Here is a 20,243-nt window from a genome sequence, read left to right on the forward strand (position 1 = left end):
GGAACCGGGCCCAAACATCGAACGGAGAGCAACCGTGGACCAATATATAGGCCTGGACGTTTCATTGAAAGATACTGCGATCTCGATACGACAGGACGGTAAGCGGATCTGGCGGGGAAAGTGCCCGTCGGATCCAAAGCTTCTGGCGCAGATGATCCGCAAGCATGCGCCGCACGCCAGGCGCGTTGTGTTCGAGACGGGGCCGTTGTCGACATGGTTCTATCACGCGCTGACGGCCGAGGGGGTTCCGGCGATCTGCATTGAAGCGCGGCACGCGCAAAAGGTATTGGACGAGACGCTCAACAAGACAGATGCCAATGATGCGGATGGCTTGGCGCAACTGGCCGAAGCCGGCTTCTACAAGGCCGTCCGGGTAAAGGCGTTCGACAGCATGCTGACGCGCACGCTTGTGGCGGCTCGCAATCAGCTCCTGAGAATCTCAACCCAGCTTAGCAACCAGATCCGCGGCCTGATGAAGACGTTCGGTCTCATCGTCCCCAAAGGGACAGGTCGGGTATTTGATGGCAATGTGAGGGAACTCCTAGATGGGAATGACGGCCTGGCAAGGATCATATTGCCTCTACTTGAGGCCTGGCGCGACATACGCAAGCGCGGAGCCGATCTTGATCACCAGTTGCTCGCAGCGGCGCGGCAAAGCCAAGAGACGAAGCTTTTGATGACAATCCCGGGGATTGGTGCCGTCACGGCCGTCTCGTATATCGCGGCCATTGAAGATCCAGAAAACTTCAAAACGTCGCGCTCGGTTGGCGCCTGGCTCGGGTTGACAACGCGGCGCTACCAGTCAGGCGAGGTGGATTATGACGGCCACATCTCGCGAAGAGGCGACAACCATTTGCGGGGACTGCTTTATGAAGCGGCGACCGTGATCCTCACGAGAACCGGTGCCAGGAACGAGAGCACTCTCAAAAACTGGGGGCTCAAGCTGCGTCAGCGGTTGGGCTTCAAGCGCGCAGCAGTGGCGGTCGCGCGAAAGCTCGCGGTCATCATGCACAGCATGCTCAAAACAGGAGAAGTCTTCAACGGATTGGCTGGCGCAACAGCATAAGCGAGGTGCCAGCCTTCTCACCTCAGCGCGTCAAACCCGATTTGAAGCACTGAGTGTCCCTGCTGCGGACGTGGGTTGGATCATTCCGTTAGCGCGGCTGCAGCTCACTGAGACTGCGTCCCAAACATAGGAAGATCTTACCTGCGAAGACCCATCGTGCGGCGACCCTATATCGACCGCGGAGACAACCCTGCTCCCAGCACCGGACAGCTCTGAAGGAAACATGGCCGCTGAGGCCTGACCCAAACCACTCAACTCCCGCCGCGTGGCCTGTCTCGCAACACGGCGCAGATGCCGAATGCCCAGACCACCTTGACGAACGGAACGCGATTAGACAACCTTGCCTGGTTGGTGAAGGACAAGAAGATCACGCCGCACATCCCGGTCTTCGACAAGTCGAACCGCACCGATGGCACGTTCTCACGGGCCGACTTCACATTTGATGCGGATGCAAACCACTACATCTGCCCGGCGGACAAGCTGCTGGTGCAATTCCGGCGTACCTACGACAAGCCGCGGACCGGCATCACGAAGGCCGGAACCAAGCTTTACAGGGCCAGCAAGAAGGACTGTGCGGTCTGCGATCTGAAGCCAAAATGCTGCCCGAACATGGTCGCTCGAAAGGTTCCGCGCGACGTCAATGAGGATGCCCGCGATGTGGCCCGTGCGTTGGTTGGAACGCCGGAATACGAGCGCGCACGACATCTCCGCAAGAAGGTCGAGATGCTGTTCGCTCACCTCAAACGGATATTGAGGCTCGGGCGGCTGAGACTGCGAGGTCCACGCGGTGCGCGTGACGAGTTTCTGCTGGCCGCCACCGCGCAAAATCTACGAAAGCTCGCAAAATTGCGACCTCTCGTGGCTCCAACCAACCCGATCGCGGCATAGGGAGCATAGAAATGCGGGCCACGCCACCTACCACCAGCACCGAAGCTCGATAAACGAGGCACTACCCGACGGAACCATCAGCTATGAGACGGCAGACACGTTGAATCCGCGACTATATCAACAATATCGGCCCAAAGCGGACGCCACAAGGGTCCAATGTACGCATGATCAAAGAAGAACCCTGCTACGCGTAGCGCTGGAGTCAAGCCCAACCGCTTTGTGCACAGCCATTGCGGTGTTGCTCGCACCCCAATGACAAACGAGGCCGGAGCATCATACCAGACGCTCCGGCCTCTCAATGTATAAGGTCGTGGTCGCCGTGGAGTGACCTTGGTAGGCTATAGCCCAGTTTGATTATGTTGCCACGGCAATGAGCGTTTGATATTTTGCGCTCGCACTGGATGTTCGTTGGGGGCGGCTTTCAGCCGAAGTTCACATGTCATACGATCTCTTGGTGAACGGCGTAAAGCATTCCGTCGATGTTGACGGTGACATTCCTCTCTTATGGATCATACGAGACAGCATAGGTCTTACGGGCACGAAATTCGGTTGCGGGATCGCGATGTGCGGTGCGTGTACTGTACACGTTGATGGCGTGCCGATGAGATCGTGCGTTTTGCCCGTTGCAGAGGCGGTCTCGAAACAGATCACGACGATCGAGGCCATCGGCAAAACCGAGGCGGGCGCGCGGGTGCAGAAGGCGTGGCTCGACATCGACGTTGTCCAGTGCGGCTACTGTCAATCCGGGCAGATCATGTCCGCGGCCGCGCTCCTTGCAACCAACCCATCGCCTGCGGACGAGGATATCGATGCCGTCATGGCCGGGAATATCTGTCGTTGCGGTACGTATCCCCGCATTCGGGCGGCCATCAAGCTTGCAGCAGAGGCGAGGTGATGAGATGTCCATCCGCGATCAGATTGATCTTCGCCTTTCCCGCCGTCATTTCCTAATCGGAGCTGCCCTGACAGGAGCAGGTCTGGTAATCGGCGCGATCCCATCCCGATCAGCCGACGCGCCGCCCGGCGATTTTGAGCCGAACGCGTTCATCCGCATTCCTGCGGAGGGAAAGATCGTCCTCGTGATGCCTTCGGTGGAAATGGGACAAGGCATCTATACCGCGGTGGCTATGCTCCTCGCTGAGGAACTCGAAGTCCCCATCGACCAGGTAACCGTTGAACATGCCCCGGCCGAACCGTCTCTATATTCGAACCCCCTCCTGGGCGACCAGATAACCGGGGGCTCCCTGGCTATCCGCGCGGTCTACGACCAGATGCGAAAGGCTGGCGCGAGCGCTCGAACAATGCTCGTGAACGCCGCTGCCAGGGATTGGGATGTTCCGGCGGATACATGCAAGGCGGACGCCGGTCATGTCGTTCACGAGGCAAGTGGCAGGCGAGTTGCGTATGGAGAACTCATACAGTCGGCCGCAGCGATTTCTGTTCTTCAGGACGCACCGTTGAAGGAGGCATCCAGTTTCAAAGTCATAGGCACTCCGGTCCGCCGGCTCGACAGCCCAGAGAAGGTCAACGGGTCCGCGAAATTCGGGATCGACGCGAGGCCTGAGGGCGTATCTTACGCGGCAATAGCGATTTGTCCCCACTTCGGCGGCAAGTTGGGCAGGGTCGAAGACGGGCCTGCGATGGCCGTCAAGGGCGTCAGACAAGTCGTCACGATTGAAGATGCGGTAGCGGTCGTAGCCGACAACACGGGTGCCGCACGCAAGGGACTGGCAGCCCTCGCCATCGAATGGGAGAAGGGAGCTGACGGCAATCTGACGATCGACGATCTTGAGGCGCGGATGGAGGACGCCGTCAACGGACAGGCCCTCGCCCATATCAACGAAGGGGATGTCGATAAAGTGGAGGCTGAACACGGTCCGGTCCACGAGTTCGTCTACCGCCTTCCGATCCTCGCCCACACAGCGATGGAGCCGATGAACTGTACGCTGCACGTTCGCGCCGACGGGTGTGACGTATGGGTGGGAACACAGGTCATGGGCCGGACGAGGAAAGCCGTCGCGGATGTTACGGGGCTTCCCGAAGAGAAGGTTGTCGTCCATAACCATCTGCTGGGCGGAGGCTTCGGCCGCAGGCTCGATGTCGACGGGGTGATCCTTGCCGCGAAGATCGCAAAGCAGGTCGAAGGCCCGGTCAAGGTCACGTGGAGCCGCGAAGAAGACGTTCGCCACGATTGCTATCGCTATCTCAACTACAGCAAGGTAACGGCGACACTGGGACCAGATGGAATGCCGCTGTCATGGCGGCACCGGGTGATCGGTCCGTCGGTGATGGCTAGATGGTTTCCTGCCTTCACGAAGGATGGCATCGACCTGGACAGCATGGCCGGCGCGGAATCGCCTTACTCGATCCCGAACAAATTCACGGATTTCGCCAGGCACGAAGCACCTGATGGCATGTTGACCGGGAACTGGCGGGGAGTGGGCGCTACCCGGAACGTGCCCGCGATCGAAGGGGGAATTGACGAACTCGCACACGTAGCGGGCATCGATCCCTTGGAATACCGCCGCCGCCTTCTGAAAGACAAACCAAGGCTCCGTGCCGTTCTCGATCTCGCTGCCGAAAAGGTGGCGTGGACGACGCCACTTCCCAAAGGTAAAGGAAGGGGTATCGCCCTGTCTGACGACTTCGGCAGTTTCTCCGCCACCATTTCCGAGGTGAGCATCGGGGAAGACGGCAGCCTGAAGACCGAGCGCGTCGTCTGTGCCGTCGATTGCGGGCAAGTAATCAATCCCGATACCGTCGAGGCACAGATACAGAGCGGTATCGTTTACGGCCTCAGCGCGGCCCTTTACGGCCGTATTACGGTCAGGGACGGAGCAGTGGTGGAAGGCAACTTCGACGACTCGCCTGTCCTGCGCATTCACGAGACGCCCAAGATTGAGGTCCACATCGTCCCCAGTTCCGAGAAGCCGGGCGGGATAGGGGAGGTCGGTACGCCGGGCGTTGCGCCGTCACTGTTCAACGCGATCTTCGTGGCGACCGGAAAGCGACTGAGAACACTGCCGATCGATCAATCGGGTCTGCGGAGGGTCTAAGATGTCTCGGCGATCCTACCTCATGTTGCTTGCCGCAACCGTCGCATCCTTCGGCATCGTTGCGGGGTTCGGATCGATACGTGGCTACGCCGAGACATCCGGCGGCAGTCAGCTCAAGGCCGTCTCGGATTTCGATGCGATTGCCGGCACCAGCGAACGCTCGAAGGCTATATTCGAGGAGGCCAGCCGCGTGATCACTCATCCGCGCTGCATAAACTGCCATCCCGCGACCCGCAGCCCGACCCAGGGCGAAGACATGCATCGCCATGTCCCCCTGATGATCGCCAAGGATTCATCCCTTGGACCGGCCGGGCTCGTTTGCGGCACATGCCATGGTCCCGAAAACAGGCCGATCATCGGCAGCCGCCTCAAATCCATTCCTGGCAATGCCCACTGGCAGCTCGCGCCGGCGAGCATGGCGTGGCAAGGCCTGACGCTGGGCGAAATATGCAGGCAGGTCAAAGACACAAGCCGGAACGGCAACCGGAGCCACGCCGATCTCATCAAGCACATGGGAACCGATCACCTCGTAGGGTGGGCGTGGCATCCGGGGGACGGCCGCCCCGCCCCGCCGGGTTCTCAAGAAACCTTTGCCGCCTTGATCACCGCATGGCTACAAACAGGTGCGGAATGTCCAGGTTGACCCTCAACGCCTTAAAGCATGAGCGCAGGCGGTCAGAGCGTTTCCGCGTCGCCTGTAGTCGGCAAGCAGAATGACCGGTGTTGGCGCGGGGGCGACCACCGGCCGCCGCCGATGGCCAAAAATCTACAATTCAATCTGTTCAGCAATCCGTAGCGCGTCATCTACCTCAATGCCAAGGTATCGGACGGTACTTTCGAGCTTCGTGTGACCGAGCAGAATTTGGACAGCACGAAGGTTGTCCGTCTTTTTGTAAATCTGCGCGGCCTTGGTAGCCTCATCGAGTGAGTGCCGTAGGCGCTGGTTTCCAGCCCGATGGACGCAACCCATCGATGAACAATCCGGGCATACTGCCTTGTCGACAAATGCTGCGAGGTTATGCGGCGGCCTGGGAAAAGATAGCTGCCGCCGTTCCTTCGAACGAACGGGAGCCACGCCGCGAGCGCGCTTTTCGTCTGCTCCGTCACTTCGAATTGGACGGACCCCTTCGTCTTCTTCTGGATTATGGTAGCTCTGTCGCGGATCGAACTGCCTGACCAGAGGTCCTCAACCCTCAGCTTAACGAGATCACAAGCGCGGAGCTTGCTGTCGATGGCTAGATTAAAGAGCGCCAGCTCCCGGATCGCCCCGCTCATTTCAAGCCGGACGCGGATCGACCACACGTTCTTCGGCTGAAGCGGGCGCTTCCGACCGACCAGAATGCCTTTGTTCCATGGGTTACTAGCACGCAATGCGGCGGTTTCCATGACCAAGTCTCCGCCGCACCTCCCACCTCGTCGCCCGCGATGGGCCGGCCCCAAGATATCACGGTTCGTCGCTACTCGGCCCAAAGCGGACTTTGCGTACAAGGCTAAAGCAACTTTCGCAAAAATATTCTCTGGTGTGTATCGGGGGATATCGTTCCAGCGTTCCGAACACAGAGTATCCTTGCTTTTGATAGAAGCCCGGAGCCTGAAAGCTAAATGTGTCAAGCCAAATCCCGACGCAGCTTTGTTCTTCGGCCCATTGCTCCGCCTGAGCCAGAAGCTTCGCCCCCAGTTGCTGGCCCCTCATAACTTCGGGCACGAAAAGCAGCTCGACGAACAGCCAGTCATAATAGCATTTCGCCCATAGGCCGCCTTGGATTCCGCCCTCATCATCGCGCAGTAAAATTGCAAGCGGCTTGTAACCATCCTGTCCAGCCTTCGAATCATTAAAGGCAAGCAGGGGATTTAGGATTGCCTCGCGGTCACCTTCGTTAGGGTCGAGCTTCACTTCTAATACAGGCATTTCGTATCTCCATTCAGCCATTTCCGCCTATGTGGCCGATGTAACAGACACGTGAATTTGTCGCCATACTCGGGAGACCACTTTTGGCGCAATCCGGCCAAGGCCAAGCTTCCGCAGTCGGTCCCAAGCGGACGAGGCATCCTCGCGGATCAAAGCCAGTGCAACCCCAGCCGAGGCAGAGCCAGCACCATTGCGGCCGGCGGATGTATTTCGGATGACGGGTGCCCATTGATCCGGATTGATCTGATATGCGGGCATCAGGTTGATCAGGCTCTCGACATCCTGTGCCCATTTGTTGACCCAGTCGCGATCGTCCATGCGATAGAGATCACACATGCGGTAGTCGTCTCCCTCTTTTCGGTATCGAGCCTCGGATATCGGGTTCAACATTCAAGGCACCAATCGGATCAGGCGTCGACTCCATTCATGGCAGCGCATGGCGTCCTACCTCCGGCACCAAGTTGCCGCTGAAAGCATCCCTTAGCTGTTTGCGCTCTAAAGTCCGGCAAACGGTATCGGGTGCTCAAATGGAAACAGCCAACAACCTCAGAAGGGATATCGAGGTCGCATTGCATCGCCATGATCTGAATGGCTGGCAGCGAAAGTTCCTCACCGACATCCTGGCTCGCATTGATCGCAGTGGCGACAGGTTCACTCTCACCGACAAGCAGTGGAGAAAGGTCTTCGAGGTCCTCGGAAATCGCTCCAACGTCGTCCAATTTCAGCCACGGAAGTCACCGTCTAGTCATCGCCGATCGCCCAGCTACCGTCGACCGAGATTTACCAGGCGGCATTCGTACCGCCTGAGTTGGAGCGAAAAGAGGTTCCTGGTCGCGTTGGTGGTTCTGGCTGTCATTGCGTGCTTCCAGTTTGTCACCGGCGGCAAGTTCGATGCGGTAAGCGTGGTGCCGTCATCGGCCGAGAACGAATTTGCGTCATCGAGGTTCACGGTCACCGATGGCGATACGATCCATGTCGAAGGCGAGATGAACGGCACCCGGCTCGTCGGCTACAACGCGCCCGAGGTTTTCAGTCCGCGCTGTACACCAGAAAGGGAACTCGGAGACCGCGCAACGGCTCGGCTCAAGGAATTGGTGGCAGCCGGGCCGGTCAAACTCAATAGGGTTCCTTGCGCGTGCACGCCAGGGAGCGAAGGAACTGACAGATGCAACTATGGTCGCTCCTGTGCTGTTCTTTATGCAGGCGGGCAGGATGTCGGCAGTATCATGATTGGCGAGGGTCTGGCCGTGCCGTTCGTGTGCAGCGGAACCAGATGCCCGCCGACGCCGCGACCGTGGTGCGGCTGAGTTGGTCGCTTCTCAGGTCCATGAGTTCTTAAATCGATTTTAAAATCTTGAATTCAAATCCTAATCGATTTTAATGATTTTGTTTAAACATTCTTGTTGCAGTGCGAATGAATTCCGATCTTAAATGGCTGGCGAAGTCTGCTGTTTGGAGGGCCTTGGATGACCTTTACATTCCCGCTTACCGAGAAGCGCAATGTCGAGGAACTGCTAAAACACCTGGCACAGCACAAACTTAGCTGTCCAGGGAACTGTGCCGTATCGGTGAAAACCCACGTCGCTCATGTATCTTCCATGCTTACGTTCGCGCTGGGTACTGCCCGTACCGCCTGGTAACGACGAAGGAGGCGGGCCAACGGCGCTTCTCTAATCGGCGTGTCGGCGTCAAGCGTCTTTTCATAGCCGAGTCGAGGACGTCTGGATTTGGCCGTCGCAAAAATCCGCCGCGAAACTCCAACTTTTGCGACAGAGTTTTGCGGCGCGGCCCCCCGAACGCTTTCAGAAAAACCGGAGTGTCGCAAAAGCCCGGCAGACCGTCCGAGAACTCTTCGAGTGATGGAAAGTAGTTGATTTTCGGCGTGGACGGCGGCGTTTTGTCCAATTTTCCAGCTTTTCCGTTTTCGGGTGCGATGGTGGCGTTCATGGGCATAGTGGCGCTTATTTTGGGTCGAGAACAACGCAAAATGGGGCGTTTTATGTCCGCAACGCGGCCATCAGGCCCGGCACACCGACGATGGAGATGGCTCTCCTGAGTTGTAGGCGAGCGCCGTCAGGCTGAACTCCCCGCGGACGTTTCCCAGCCGCCGCAGAAGCAGCAATTGGGAGCGGTCTGTTCCTGAAAGATGCGCCATGGCAAAAGCTACCACGGCAGTCTAACGTGAGGAATCCCCGACGGGGTTTTCAGACGGTCTGCAGGATTTGTGCGGCGAACCATCCTCGTGGAAGGGGCAACACCGGCCTACAGTGGCTTTCGGAAGAACACGACGCGCTTTGTCTCCTCAAATCCTAAAGCGGTATGGAGCGCATGGCTGGCTGAATTCTCAAGCAGCGCGTCAGAGCCAAACTCAACACACCCAAGCGACTTCCCCCAATCGGCACCGGCATTGCGAAGCAATCGCGCGATACCTTTTCGCCTGTCAACGGGCCGGACATAAATTCCTTCGAGGAATAGAACGGCGAGCTGCTGCATCCATTCACATAATCATGTCGCAAAGTGGCCTCAGCAAACCCGACAGCTTCATTCGCAGCATTTCGAGCGATGAACGCGACGGCTTCTCCACTTTCTGAAAGAAACGCCCGGCACAACTCAGCTCGATGATCTTCGAGCGAGTGATGCGGCCACAGCGCAACGCGAAGCTCCGCCCACGACTCCCCAATCTCGATAATCGATTCCATATTGTGGTTCTCTTTTGTCGAGAAATTCCCGATTAAAGCGACACTTGTTTTCCTGACTTTTGCAACGTCCACGCCACAATAGATGAACGGTGCCGGCTTGGGTCCGATCTTCTTCGTCTTGCGGACGAGCAAGTGGATGTGAAGACCCAGCGCTTGATTGTCCCTAATCATCTCGCCATGCTTGGATTTTTGCTTGGTCCTGTTCTGGCTTTGCCAGGAGAATTCTGTGGCCGAACATAAGAGCCCACCTATCCTATGATTCCGCGGAGTTCGTCGTTGCGCCAGGAGCTAGAAAATGTTCTCCGTGGGAAGTCCGAGTGCGAATGAACCCGCGTAATGCGCCTGGGCTCCGGGCTGCATCGGATGATAGCGCGCGCCCTGTATGTCACGGAAGCAGCGCTCCAGCCCGTTCTCTCGATAGAATGCCGCGCCACCTGCGACCTCCATTGCAAGCTCCGTGACTTCGATAGCGTGCCGGGCGACCAAGGAACGGCCGATCATAACCTCGTTGACGGTTTCCGCGGACGGTTCGTTTCGAGCAACCACCTCCAACATCCAGCGATGCGCGATCTGTGCGGCCCTCAGAGAGGTTTCCATGCGCCCGACCAACTCGATCAGATGGTCGCTATTGGCCTTGCTTCGGACCATCTTGACTGCGATGTCGCGGGCGCTCTCGGCGACGCCAAGATAGACCGCGTAGATCAGAGGAAACGCAATCATGCCGATGACTTGAAATACGGGATGCCATTGTCCCGCACTTCTGGAAAATGCGACACTCGCATCCGGCACGAAGAGGTTTTCGATGATGATATCGTTTGACCCGGTTCCCCTCATTCCAAGTGTTCGCCACGTATCCTCTATCGAAACCTCTGGCGATGCCATCGGAACGCCGAAATGAATGACGGAGCGCGCGCCGTCCTGTTCTTCATAAACAGCACCGGTCATCAGGATGTTTCCTGCCGCAGCGCCGGAAGTGAAGCGTTTACGCGCGGTGATCCGGTATCCGCCATCAACTTTCATGGCGTTGCCCGATCCGCCGATCCAGTCCGATCCACCGCTCGAGAGCAATATGATTTGCTCCGATGCAACACGTCTCAGGAGCGGCTCCACCGCCGCCACCTTTTGATGCCGCCAGCGCCAGGCGGGAATGGCGACCTGATGGGTATGCATAGAAAAGGCAAGCGCGGTCGACCCACATGCACGAGCAATGGATTTGAGCATCTCAGAAAGTTCGGGCACTTCCGCGCCCAGTCCGCCCAACTCGATTGGAACGCCTGCCCGAACGAGGCCAGATTCCTTTAGCAGCGCGTAATTCTCGCCGACGAAAGTATCGCTCTCGTCGATCGATGCGGCACGTTGCGCAATGGTGGGCAGGACCGAATTGGTTAGTTCGACAATGGTCCGACCGCCGTCAAGGTTCCGTTTTGGTTCTGTAAGCCCGAGCATATCAATGTCTCCTATCTCGTGAGGATTGAGACTCTGCGCTCGTTTCACAATTGCGGCTAGTACACGAACTGTACTGAACGCCGCCTCCGCATGGCCAGGCAAGGAGCATTTGGCGGACCGGTTGTTTTGCAATATCGTGCCTGATCCAGCGCGGTGGAGGTCCTTATGGTAGAGCGTGACGGCTATGGGCAATTCTGTCCAGTATCAATGGCCTCGGAAATCCTCTGCTCGCGTTGGACGACCTTGGTCGTTCGCGAGTTCCTTTGCGGATCGACGCGCTTTAATGAGTTGCGCCGCGGGTTACCAAAAATGTCCCCGGCACTCTTGTCAAAACGACTGAAAGAACTGGAACTATCGGGCGTCATCACGGTGACAAGGAGTGCGAACGGTATGTCCGAATACGAGCTCACGGCAGCGGGCGAAGAATTGAGACCTCTGATCATAGGTCTTGGAAATTGGGCTCAACGGTGGATGGAATCGCGACTTTCCTTGAAGAATCTCGACCCTTCTCTGCTCATGTGGGACATGCGGCGGAGCCTCGACACAAGAAGACTTCCGCCCCGCCGTTGTACGATACAGTTTCTGTACCCGGAGCTTTCGGCCGCGCAAAAGAGCTGGTGGCTTGTGGTCGAAAACGGAAAAGTCGATCTCTGTAACTTCGATCCGGGCTATGATGTAGACCTTCTCGTTGAAGGGTCGCTCCGTTCGATGACCGCAATTTGGATGGGCCTCACGACCATACGTCAGGAAACCGATGCAGAAACGCTGAAACTTGAAGGGGACAGGGCGCTCGCGCGCGACATGCAGGAATGGCTCGGTCTTAGTGTGTTCGCCAAAACTCCCCGGATGAGGGCTTAAACTATCGAAGGCGAGAGGTTCTGACGGATACAACCGAGCAACGAAGACCCGTCACCCAGCCGGAAAATGGGCACGCACTCCTGCAGAAGCCGATGCCCGCTCTTGATGCTGTGGATGGCTCCTCCGCCGGCATCGCGATGTGCCATATTTGCGGTGTTGTTCAGGAACCGCATGGGAGGAGCCATCCATGGAAGAGATTACCACGATTGGACTCGACATTGCTAAGTCGGTGTTCCAGGTGCACGCCATTTCCGCGACCGGCACGGTCGTCATCCGCCGACAGTTGAAGCGCCGCTTTGTTCTTCAGTTCTTCGCGAGCCTCAAACCCTGCCTCGTGGGCATAGAAGCCTGCGCAACCGCGCATCATTGGGGTCGAGAGCTGGCAAATCTCGGGCACGAGGTCCGGCTGATGCCGCCGCGCTATGTGAAGCCTTACGTCAAACGCAACAAGAACGATGCGGCGGATGCAGAGGCAATATGCGAGGCGGTGACACGGCCGAACATGCGGTTTGTGCCGATCAAGACAGCCGATCAACAATCGATCCTGATGCTTCATCGGACCCGCATGCTGTTCATTCGCCAGCGGACTATGACCATCAATGCTGTTCGCGCCCATCTCGCCGAGTTCGGCATTGTTGCGGGGATCGGTCGTAATGGACTGCTTGAGCTTCTCCATCTCATTCGGAAGGGCGAGAAACCTGAGATACCGGCGGAGGCATGTTTATGTCTTGCCGCTTTAGCGGACCAAGTCGACCTCTTGAAGCAGCGTATACTGGAAATGGATCGGCAAATCATGAGGTGGCACCGCGCTCACGAACTCAGTCGTAAGCTCGAAGGAATTCCAGGTGTTGGTCCATTGGTGGCAACAGCACTGGCTGCCAGTATTCCCGATCCCAGCGTCTTTCGTTCCGGTCGTGATCTGAGTGCCTGGATTGGCTTAGTCCCGAAACAAAACTCTAGTGGAGGCAAGGAGAAACTCGGTGGGATCAGCAAGGCCGGGAATCGATATCTGAGGCAGCTATTGGTGGTCGGCGCGTTGGCGGTGATCAAGAGAGCGAAGCTATTGGGCTACGCCCGCCATCCTTGGCTGGTCTCACTGATGGAGCGCCGTTCGGCAAAGGTCGCGGCGGTAGCACTCGCCAACAAGATAGCGCGGATTGCCTGGGCGATGATGAGCCGCAACGAACCCTATCGAGCAATCCCGGTCACCGCCGAAAGGTGAAACACGGCGCAAGCGTCGTGAACGTCTTTGGTAAGAGCAGGAGACTTATAACGCACCTACGCCAGTCGGCCCAAGGAGAGGGACAACCCACTATGCGCCAGGCGCTTCGAGCGCGGGCTTTTGACCGGGACCCAATCCGCGGAGAGCATTATGGCCAGCGGCCTGTTTCTGTGCCGCATCCAAAGGCCGGACACATGGCAGCTCCGACCAGCAATGTGCAAAAAAGTCTACAAAACTCTTGCCAAACCGGAGCCGTCCACACATGGCGCATTTGCGCCATGACCACGCTCGGCCCAAAGCCACCATTGACTGCACCTGGCTCTTGCACGCTCCAAGCTGTTGGAAAGGCCGGGCCGGAGAGTGGTGCGCACATCCTAAGGTCAACTACTGGGGCGCAGAGCACCGATCGGCTGGTTCAACCGTTGCGACAATGCGCTCTATCGCCGCTGCCAGGGAGATCGTGCCGCGCCGGTGCTCGCTGCCGTCCTGGCGCGTGAACAGGCCGTTGGCGATGCCCTCATACATACCGAGAAGCGCACCCGCCACCTCCTCGGGCACGCCTTCCTCGGCAAGAAGCACGGCGCGACCCTCCGGCGGGACCAGCATCGGCACCACTGGGCGGTCGAGAACTTCCGCGAAGGCCGACGCCACATTACCGGCGCTCCAGTCTTCCGGTCCGGCCAGTTCCACGACGCGCTTCCCGGTCCAGTCCTCGCGGAGCAGGGCTGCCGCAGTGCGCCCGACATCGATCGTACTCACCATTGGAATCTCCTGAGAGGGTTCGAGGAAGGTCGGGAGCAGGCCTTCAGACACGGCGGTTCCTGCCACCTCGCTCCACGTCTCGACAAAATAGCCGGATCGCAGGAAGGCGATCGCCGGTGCCACGCCGGCAAGCCGCGCCTCGAACCTGTTGAGGGTCGCGATGACGCCAGTGCCCGAAGCATGCTGCGCTCCGATCGACGACAGGACGACGGCCTTGGGCAGATGCGTCCGCCGTGCGGCATCGGCGAGCGCAGCACCGAGTTCGTCCGTGCGTGCATACGGATCACCTCTCACCGGCGGCGGATTGAGCAGGAACGCGCCCGACGCGCCTTTCAGCGCATCGGCTAAGGCCTCGGTATCCTCGATGTTCGCGACGACGACCGCAGCGCCGAGAGCCGTCCATTTTTCACCCTGTCCCGGGTGACGCACGACGACACGCACGGCCTCGCCGTGTTCGATGAGGGCGCGCGCTGTCTCGCCACCAGCGCGCCCATTTGCTCCAAGCACAACATACATGACTTCTTCTCCATTGGTTGGTCGATCGAGAGACGATAGACGGGGGATTTCCATGCGTCCAATGCATGCGGTATATAGTCAGTATGCGTGAAACGGATTTACGGCAGATCGATCTCAACCTGCTAGTAGCGCTCGATGCGCTGCTGACCGAAATGAACGTCACACGGGCAGCCCACCGGCTCGGCATGAGCCAGCCGGCTGCAAGCCGTGCTTTGGGGCGATTGCGCGCGCTGTTTGCGGATGCACTCCTGGTCGATGGGCCGGGCGGTTACATCCCTAGCGCCCGCGCTGAGGAGGTGCGCCCCGTTCTGCGCCGACTCCTGGCCGGCATCGGCGAGATGCTGGAGGCGAATCCGTTCGATCCCGCGACGGCGATGGGTCAAGTTCGGCTTCTGATGCCCGATCTTCAGGCCGCCGCGCTCGCGCCGCATTTGCTCGCCCGCCTCGCACGCGAGGCACCGTCCGTTGATCTTGACATCGTCGCGCCAGGCGCGAACGGAATGAAAGCGCTGGAGCACGATGACGCGGATGCGATGGTCGCGCTCATCGACGAAGCACCCGCCGGCATCCACCGCCGCCGCCTCTATGACGAAAAACTTGTGACATTGATGCGCGCGGATCATCCGGCCGCTATCGGAAAACTCACCCTCGACCGCTTTCTGGCGCTTGAGCATATAGTGGTCAGCATCACCGGCGTCGGGCCTGCACCCGTCGATGAGGTGCTTTCGCGCATGGGGCGGAAGCGAAGGGTAAAGCTGCGCGTGCCGAACTTCTTTGCAGCGGTGGAGATAGCCGCCCGCTCAGACCTGATCATGACCCTGCCGTCGAGCCTGGCGCGATCCGCCGCCGACATGAGGCGCTTCGTGTCGCGGCCGCCGCCCCTCGATCTTGGCAGCTTCACGATGAGTCTCGCCTGGCACGCGCGTCAGCAGGACACCCCCAGGCACATCTGGTTGAGGCGCGCCATTGTCGCGGCGGCGGCGGATATGTCATCGGCCGCTGAATCTGACCGCTGAGTCCGCAAAGCGGGCCATCTGTCGCGCAACTCCTAGATTTATGCACTATTCGCTGGCGGTTGCACTGGAAGGAAGCTCATAGGAACGAGGCGGGTATACCGATCGGGGCCATCTGATTGCCCAGGATCATAGAAAATGCGGTTATTGGCGTCGTAGAGGATAAAGTGGTCTTTTTCGACATGGACGACCGCTACCCCGCAAACATCGGCCCAGCTCACTGCCTTGCATAATCCGCCAGTATGCCAGCCCAATTCGGTTAGGACGCCAAGCAGTTCCTTCCACGTTGTGTAATGATTGGTCTGATCGCCCCAATCGATCATGCTGGCAATTTGGTCGTAGGGTTTGCCCGTCAGCATCTGCAAGACGAAAACGCCGCAGCCATCATCCCTTGGACATTGCGTGATAAATTTGAAGCGGACCTTATGGGCTGCGGGTTGTGTCAACGCTCAGGTCCTTAATTCACTTCCATAAAATAGGGTTAAGCGACCTCACTTTGCAACAGCGCTTATCGCTGTCCGCTCTCCTCATAGGATCTAAACGATCCGCATATTTTTCGTTCATCGTCCGCAGACACACAGCATCACTCATCGATGGCCTCGCCGACGCACACGGTCAAAGTCTCGGCAAATTCTGTGACCGCCTGACGGTTGGATAGCAGGAGTTTTGGACCGGAGAACTCTGCAAACAATCGCCCGTGCACCTGAAATGAATTCCAGTTGTTCGTCCGAATCCTGTACTCGGCCACCCATTTCAGGAGGTCATCGAATTGCGTTCTCGTCTCGCCGCCTTGAATACCCCTTTCTTTGAAACTCTCGACGCACTCTTCCTCTGGCAGATCGATCCAAATGAGTGTCGTCACCCGATCAAGGACCATATTCACGAGCTGGCCGTAGACACCTTCCATGATCCAGCTGTCGGCTTGGGCCGCCCCCGTGGCCCTTTTGTCTCTAAGAACCCTGCCGCGAGCAATGCCGACGCGGCCGGGCTCCCAGTGCATGTCATCAAGATGAATGACCGTATGGTTAAATCGCGCAGGCGGCGGGCAACGAGAATCCGCTCGAAGGCTGATGATGCGTCTTCCATTGCCGCCTTTTTCATTGGCTGCACGGCTGAGATTTTATAACTTTAGAGGGAGATATCGGTCGGCTGCAAATTAAAATTGAAACCGTCATTTTGAAGCAGTTGCGGTCGCGCACCGGCCCGAAAGCCGGATTTCGCCCCGGCACTTACGGCGCCGCGGTCCCAGGTAATTTTGGTGCCGCCGATGATCAGCATTACAGCGGCACCTGGCGTTTCATCCATTCCGGTGCTCACCGGTCAGCCGGCGGCGCGCATTTCCGCCTGTGGCTGCACATTCTGGTTCATGCGGAACAGATTTTGAGGATCGTAACGCCGCTTGATCTCCGTCAGACGTTTGTAGTTGCCGCCATAGGCCGCTTCAACACGATCGCTTTCATCCTCCGGCATAAAATTGATGTAGGCTGTGCCGATGGCGTGCTTCTTCGTTGCCTCGAATAGCTCGCGTGCCCAGCCGATGCACGTGCTGTCCATCGATTTCTCGCGCCAGCGCGCATGAACGTTCATGACGAAATGCGAGTTGCGCTGGGGAAAAGCCGTATCCTCCACTGCGATGCGGCCCGCTGCGCCGCCCACATGGCCAATGAAGATCTCGCATTCCGGCCCCGGCAGCTTGCGGACGGCATCGAGGAGAACTGCAATCGTCGCATCCGAGAGCTCTGCGAAATCCTGGCTCTTCCAATAGTTGCGCGCACCTGGCGTCAGCAGCGGGTCGAATGCCTGTTGCCAGCCGGCAAAAGGTGTCGGACCGACAACATCGGCAATCGGATTGCCGATATCACGCAGCGCCGCGGCAGCGACTTTGCCCGCTTCGATGTCGCCGCAATGGCACATGGCGAGTGCAAGGATTTCCCTGCCGTGCCATTCGGCGGGCAGGAAAGGCAGCGGCGGTGCCTTGCGCATGACCGCCCAGCATGTGAGCTCGTCCGGCGCCGTTTCGAGCACCTGGCGATATTGCCTGAGCACCATTTCCGCGTCGGCAAAGGGATGAACGACCAGACCTGCCAGAACCTCGCCCGGCAGATCGTGGAGCCGGAACTCAAACGAAGTTACGACGCCGAAATTGCCGCCGCCGCCGCGCAGCGCCCAAAACAGATCCGGCTCTTCGTTCTCGCTCACGCGTACCAGCTTGCCTTCAGCGGTTACGACCTCCATCGAGATGATATTATCAATGGTCAGGCCGAACTTGCGTGTAAGCCAGCCGAAACCGCCACCAAGTGTCAGCCCGGCAATGCCGGTCGTGGAATTGATCCCGGTCGGCAGAGCCAGCCCGAAAGCCTGTGTTTCGTTATCGACATCGGCAAGCGTTGCGCCCGGCTCGACCCGCAAACGCCGTGTGCCCGGGTCGACCCTTACCGATTTCATCGGCGACAGATCAATGACCAGGCCGCCTTCACAGACAGCATTGCCGGCGATGTTGTGCCCACCACCGCGGACCGCCAAAAGAAGATTGTTTTCGCGCGCGAACCGGACGGATCTCATAACGTCGGCAGCACCAGCGCAGCGCACGATGAGACCCGGCCGCCGGTCAATCATCCCATTCCATATGGCCCGCGCCTCGTCGTAATCGGCGTCCGTTCCCGTGAGCAATCTGCCCCGCAGACCTGCCGCGAAGGCATCAAGCGCAACGTCAGTCATGGCCGTTTGGCCCTTCTGCAGGGTCGTAAGGTTCAAGTTGTCCATGAATTCCTCCCCAAGGCGGCGGAGCCCCGTTCCGCCGTGGCAGCATTTTGCGCTTCGTTCCTTCGTTACGCAAGATAATGCTAATAAACTTTCCAGCCGGGACCCTTCACAAGCTGGGTTTATTGCTTTAGAAGCGCTGCCGTAATCCGGTCGCAGCCCACCCGGTCAAAACAAGGGATCAACCATCATGAAAACTATCGTCATCTGCTCCGGCGGATTGGACTCCGTTTCGCTTGCGCACAAGGTTGCCGCGGAACACCAACTCATTGGCCTTCTCTCCTTCGATTACGGACAGCGGCACCGCAAGGAACTCGATTTCGCGGCTGCGTGCGCCAAACGCCTCGGTGTGCCCCATCAGATCATCGACATCACGAACATAGGCAGCCATCTGACGGGATCGGCGCTGACCGACGACATCGATGTTCCGGATGGACATTATGCCGAAGAGACGATGAAGGCGACCGTCGTTCCGAACCGCAACGCCATCATGCTTGCCATTGCCTTCGGGCTTGCGGCGGCGCAGAAGGCCGACGCGGTCGCAGTCGCTGTGCATGGCGGGGACCACTTCATTTATCCGGACTGCCGGCCAGGTTTCATCCAGTCCTTCCAGGACATGCAGAACCAGGCGCTCGACGGCTATGCCAACGTTTCACTTTTTGCACCTTACGTCACCGTCTCGAAAGCCGACATCGTAATCGATGGCGCCAGGAACGGCACTCGGTTCGCAGAGACCTGGTCGTGCTACAAGGGCGGTTCGCGCCACTGCGGCCGCTGCGGCACCTGCGTCGAACGGCGCGAAGCGTTCCATCTGGCCGGCATAGACGATCCGACGGACTACGAGGACGCGGACTTCTGGGTGGCCGCAACCGCGGGCTTTGCTGCCGAAGAGGTGAAATAATGTTCCGCATCACCAAGGAATTTCATTTCTCCGCCTCGCACCGGCTCACAACTCTGCCCGCCGACCATCAATGCGGCCGCCTTCACGGACACAATTACGTCGTGGAGGTGGAACTTTCAGCAGCAACCCTCAACAGCCACGGATTTGTCCGCGATTACCACGAGCTTGCGCCGCTGAAGTCCTATATTGACGAGTCCTTCGACCATCGACACCTGAACGAGGTCCTCGGTCATGATCAGGTGACGGCTGAGTGTCTGGCGAAGCATTTCTACGATTGGTGCAAGGATCGCCTGCCGGAAACCTCGGCAGTGCGCGTCAGCGAGACGCCGAAGACCTGGGCGGAATACCGGCCATGACCGTCGCCCGTGAGGCCCAGATCCGCGTCAGCGAAATCTTCGGGCCCACCATCCAGGGAGAAGGTGTTTTGATCGGCCTTCCGACCGTTTTTGTCAGGACGGGAGGCTGCGATTACCGTTGCTCATGGTGTGATACGCTGCATGCCGTCGACGGCGAGTACCGCGATCAATGGCGTCCGATGTCGGTCGACGATGTCTGGGAGGAGGTCTTGCGGCTATCAGGCAACAAACCGCTCACGGTGTCGCTATCAGGAGGTAATCCGGCGATCCAACCGCTCGGGCCGTTGATAGAGCGCGGACACAGCCAGGGTTTCCGTTTCGCGCTGGAAAGCCAAGGCAGCATTGCCAAGAATTGGTTTGCCGATCTCGACGTTTTGGTCCTTAGCCCGAAGCCGCCGTCAAGCGGCATGGAGACCGACTGGCGCGCGTTCGAGACCTGCCTGAAAATGGCTACCGAAAAGCCGCAGCTTGCACTGAAGTTCGTTGTGTTCGACGATGGTGATTACCTCTTTGCCCGGACCGCCGCGGCACGATACCCGACGCTTCCGGTTTATCTTCAACCCGGCAATCATACGCCACCCCTGCCCACAGACGAAGAGGCACGCGTCGATATCGACGGCATCATGGACCGGATGCTCTGGCTAATCGACAAGGTAACGGAAGATCAGTGGTTCGAGGCGCGCGTGCTGCCGCAACTACATGTGCTTCTGTGGGGCAACAAGCGCGGGGTCTGACGATTCCTTCGGTAACACCGGCGATGGCAACGCAAGCCTCAGCCATTCGTCGCCGAT

The 20,243-nt window shown here is 58.6% G+C and carries 18 protein-coding genes and 5 pseudogenes; 13 read left to right on the top strand and 10 right to left on the bottom strand.

Annotation, left to right across the window (positions count from 1 at the left end):
* The first annotated feature begins 34 nt into the window (after nt 1-34).
* The 5 genes and pseudogenes from RGR602_RS33795 to RGR602_RS33815 all read left to right on the top strand — a co-directional run bounded on the left by RGR602_RS33795 (nt 35) and on the right by RGR602_RS33815 (nt 5,653).
* Nucleotides 35-1,066, top strand: coding sequence for an IS110 family RNA-guided transposase (locus tag RGR602_RS33795; RefSeq protein WP_040114983.1), 1,032 nt, complete (start codon nt 35-37; stop codon nt 1,064-1,066).
* Nucleotides 1,067-1,405: 339 nt separating this feature from the next.
* A pseudogene (locus tag RGR602_RS33800) lies at nt 1,406-1,954 on the top strand (transposase); the annotation flags it as partial.
* 436 nt (nt 1,955-2,390) lie between these two features.
* Entirely contained in the window at nt 2,391-2,849 is a 459-nt protein-coding gene (locus RGR602_RS33805) for a (2Fe-2S)-binding protein (RefSeq protein ID WP_040116251.1), read from the top strand.
* A gap of 4 nt (nt 2,850-2,853) precedes the next feature.
* Nucleotides 2,854-5,010, top strand: a complete 2,157-nt coding sequence (locus RGR602_RS33810; RefSeq protein ID WP_040116252.1) for a xanthine dehydrogenase family protein molybdopterin-binding subunit — start codon at nt 2,854-2,856, stop codon at nt 5,008-5,010.
* A gap of 1 nt (nt 5,011) precedes the next feature.
* Entirely contained in the window at nt 5,012-5,653 is a 642-nt protein-coding gene (locus RGR602_RS33815) for a hypothetical protein (RefSeq protein WP_040116253.1), read from the top strand.
* Nucleotides 5,654-5,776: 123 nt separating this feature from the next.
* Here the strand turns inward: RGR602_RS33815 and RGR602_RS33820 are convergent.
* The 3 genes and pseudogenes from RGR602_RS33820 to RGR602_RS36770 all read right to left on the bottom strand — a co-directional run.
* Nucleotides 5,777-6,396, bottom strand: a pseudogene (locus RGR602_RS33820) (tyrosine-type recombinase/integrase).
* Nucleotides 6,397-6,454: 58 nt separating this feature from the next.
* Complete coding sequence (locus RGR602_RS33825; RefSeq protein WP_052451887.1) at nt 6,455-6,919, bottom strand: GNAT family N-acetyltransferase; 465 nt, start codon at nt 6,917-6,919, stop codon at nt 6,455-6,457.
* Nucleotides 6,920-7,111: 192 nt separating this feature from the next.
* A pseudogene (locus tag RGR602_RS36770) lies at nt 7,112-7,255 on the bottom strand (SOS response-associated peptidase); the annotation flags it as partial.
* A gap of 191 nt (nt 7,256-7,446) precedes the next feature.
* Between RGR602_RS36770 and RGR602_RS33835 the strand changes: the two are divergent.
* A complete protein-coding gene (locus RGR602_RS33835) occupies nt 7,447-8,226 on the top strand; it encodes a thermonuclease family protein (protein ID WP_052451889.1) in 780 nt (259 codons plus the stop codon).
* A 955-nt stretch (nt 8,227-9,181) separates the two neighbouring features.
* Here the strand turns inward: RGR602_RS33835 and aac(6') are convergent.
* The 3 genes and pseudogenes from aac(6') to RGR602_RS33845 form a co-directional block, all read right to left on the bottom strand.
* Nucleotides 9,182-9,618 (bottom strand): annotated as a pseudogene (aac(6'), locus tag RGR602_RS33840) (aminoglycoside 6'-N-acetyltransferase).
* An 84-nt stretch (nt 9,619-9,702) separates the two neighbouring features.
* A pseudogene (locus RGR602_RS36775) lies at nt 9,703-9,903 on the bottom strand (DUF3427 domain-containing protein); the annotation flags it as partial.
* 3 nt (nt 9,904-9,906) lie between these two features.
* A complete protein-coding gene (locus RGR602_RS33845; protein ID WP_040116254.1) occupies nt 9,907-11,064 on the bottom strand; it encodes an acyl-CoA dehydrogenase family protein in 1,158 nt (385 codons plus the stop codon).
* A gap of 165 nt (nt 11,065-11,229) precedes the next feature.
* Between RGR602_RS33845 and RGR602_RS33850 the strand changes: the two genes are divergently transcribed.
* On the top strand, nt 11,230-11,922 hold the full coding sequence (locus RGR602_RS33850; protein ID WP_040116255.1) for a winged helix-turn-helix transcriptional regulator: 693 nt from the start codon (nt 11,230-11,232) through the stop codon (nt 11,920-11,922).
* A 187-nt stretch (nt 11,923-12,109) separates the two neighbouring features.
* Nucleotides 12,110-13,144 (top strand): IS110 family RNA-guided transposase, encoded by a 1,035-nt coding sequence (locus tag RGR602_RS33855; RefSeq protein WP_039844522.1) that lies wholly within the window; start codon nt 12,110-12,112, stop codon nt 13,142-13,144.
* Nucleotides 13,145-13,528: 384 nt separating this feature from the next.
* On the opposite strand, the gene RGR602_RS33860 is transcribed toward RGR602_RS33855, so the two are convergent.
* The gene (locus RGR602_RS33860; protein WP_040116256.1) at nt 13,529-14,422 is read right to left on the bottom strand and encodes an NmrA family NAD(P)-binding protein; all 894 of its coding nucleotides are present in this window, start codon (nt 14,420-14,422) and stop codon (nt 13,529-13,531) included.
* An 83-nt stretch (nt 14,423-14,505) separates the two neighbouring features.
* Between RGR602_RS33860 and RGR602_RS33865 the strand changes: the two genes are divergently transcribed.
* Entirely contained in the window at nt 14,506-15,438 is a 933-nt protein-coding gene (locus tag RGR602_RS33865; protein WP_040116257.1) for a LysR family transcriptional regulator, read from the top strand.
* Between the two features lie 38 nt (nt 15,439-15,476).
* Here the strand turns inward: RGR602_RS33865 and RGR602_RS33870 are convergent, their stop codons facing one another.
* Nucleotides 15,477-15,881 (bottom strand): hypothetical protein, encoded by a 405-nt coding sequence (locus RGR602_RS33870; protein WP_223844103.1) that lies wholly within the window; start codon nt 15,879-15,881, stop codon nt 15,477-15,479.
* A gap of 323 nt (nt 15,882-16,204) precedes the next feature.
* Between RGR602_RS33870 and RGR602_RS37910 the strand changes: the two genes are divergently transcribed.
* Complete coding sequence (locus RGR602_RS37910; RefSeq protein ID WP_203226224.1) at nt 16,205-16,561, top strand: hypothetical protein; 357 nt, start codon at nt 16,205-16,207, stop codon at nt 16,559-16,561.
* Nucleotides 16,562-16,563: 2 nt separating this feature from the next.
* On the opposite strand, the gene RGR602_RS37915 is transcribed toward RGR602_RS37910, so the two are convergent.
* Together RGR602_RS37915 and RGR602_RS33880 are read right to left on the bottom strand one after the other, a co-directional pair.
* Nucleotides 16,564-16,740 (bottom strand): hypothetical protein, encoded by a 177-nt coding sequence (locus tag RGR602_RS37915; protein ID WP_170250867.1) that lies wholly within the window; start codon nt 16,738-16,740, stop codon nt 16,564-16,566.
* Nucleotides 16,741-16,755: 15 nt separating this feature from the next.
* Nucleotides 16,756-18,198 carry an FAD-binding oxidoreductase gene (locus RGR602_RS33880; protein WP_040116259.1) on the bottom strand — a complete coding sequence of 481 codons (1,443 nt, stop codon included), beginning with the start codon at nt 18,196-18,198 and terminating at the stop codon, nt 16,756-16,758.
* A gap of 187 nt (nt 18,199-18,385) precedes the next feature.
* Between RGR602_RS33880 and queC the strand changes: the two genes are divergently transcribed.
* From queC to queE, 3 genes are read left to right on the top strand one after another with little or no spacing between them, the layout of a single operon-like run.
* Complete coding sequence (gene queC, locus RGR602_RS33885; protein WP_040116260.1) at nt 18,386-19,096, top strand: 7-cyano-7-deazaguanine synthase QueC; 711 nt, start codon at nt 18,386-18,388, stop codon at nt 19,094-19,096.
* A complete protein-coding gene (gene queD, locus RGR602_RS33890) occupies nt 19,096-19,452 on the top strand; it encodes a 6-carboxytetrahydropterin synthase QueD (protein ID WP_040116261.1) in 357 nt (118 codons plus the stop codon). The genes queC and queD overlap by 1 nt, the downstream gene beginning before the upstream one ends.
* Nucleotides 19,449-20,186, top strand: a complete 738-nt coding sequence (gene queE / locus RGR602_RS33895; protein WP_040116262.1) for a 7-carboxy-7-deazaguanine synthase QueE — start codon at nt 19,449-19,451, stop codon at nt 20,184-20,186. Before queD ends, queE begins: the two co-directional genes overlap by 4 nt.
* Nucleotides 20,187-20,243: the final 57 nt, after the last annotated feature.

Source organism: Rhizobium gallicum bv. gallicum R602sp, assembly GCF_000816845.1.
Lineage (GTDB): Bacteria > Pseudomonadota > Alphaproteobacteria > Rhizobiales > Rhizobiaceae > Rhizobium > Rhizobium gallicum.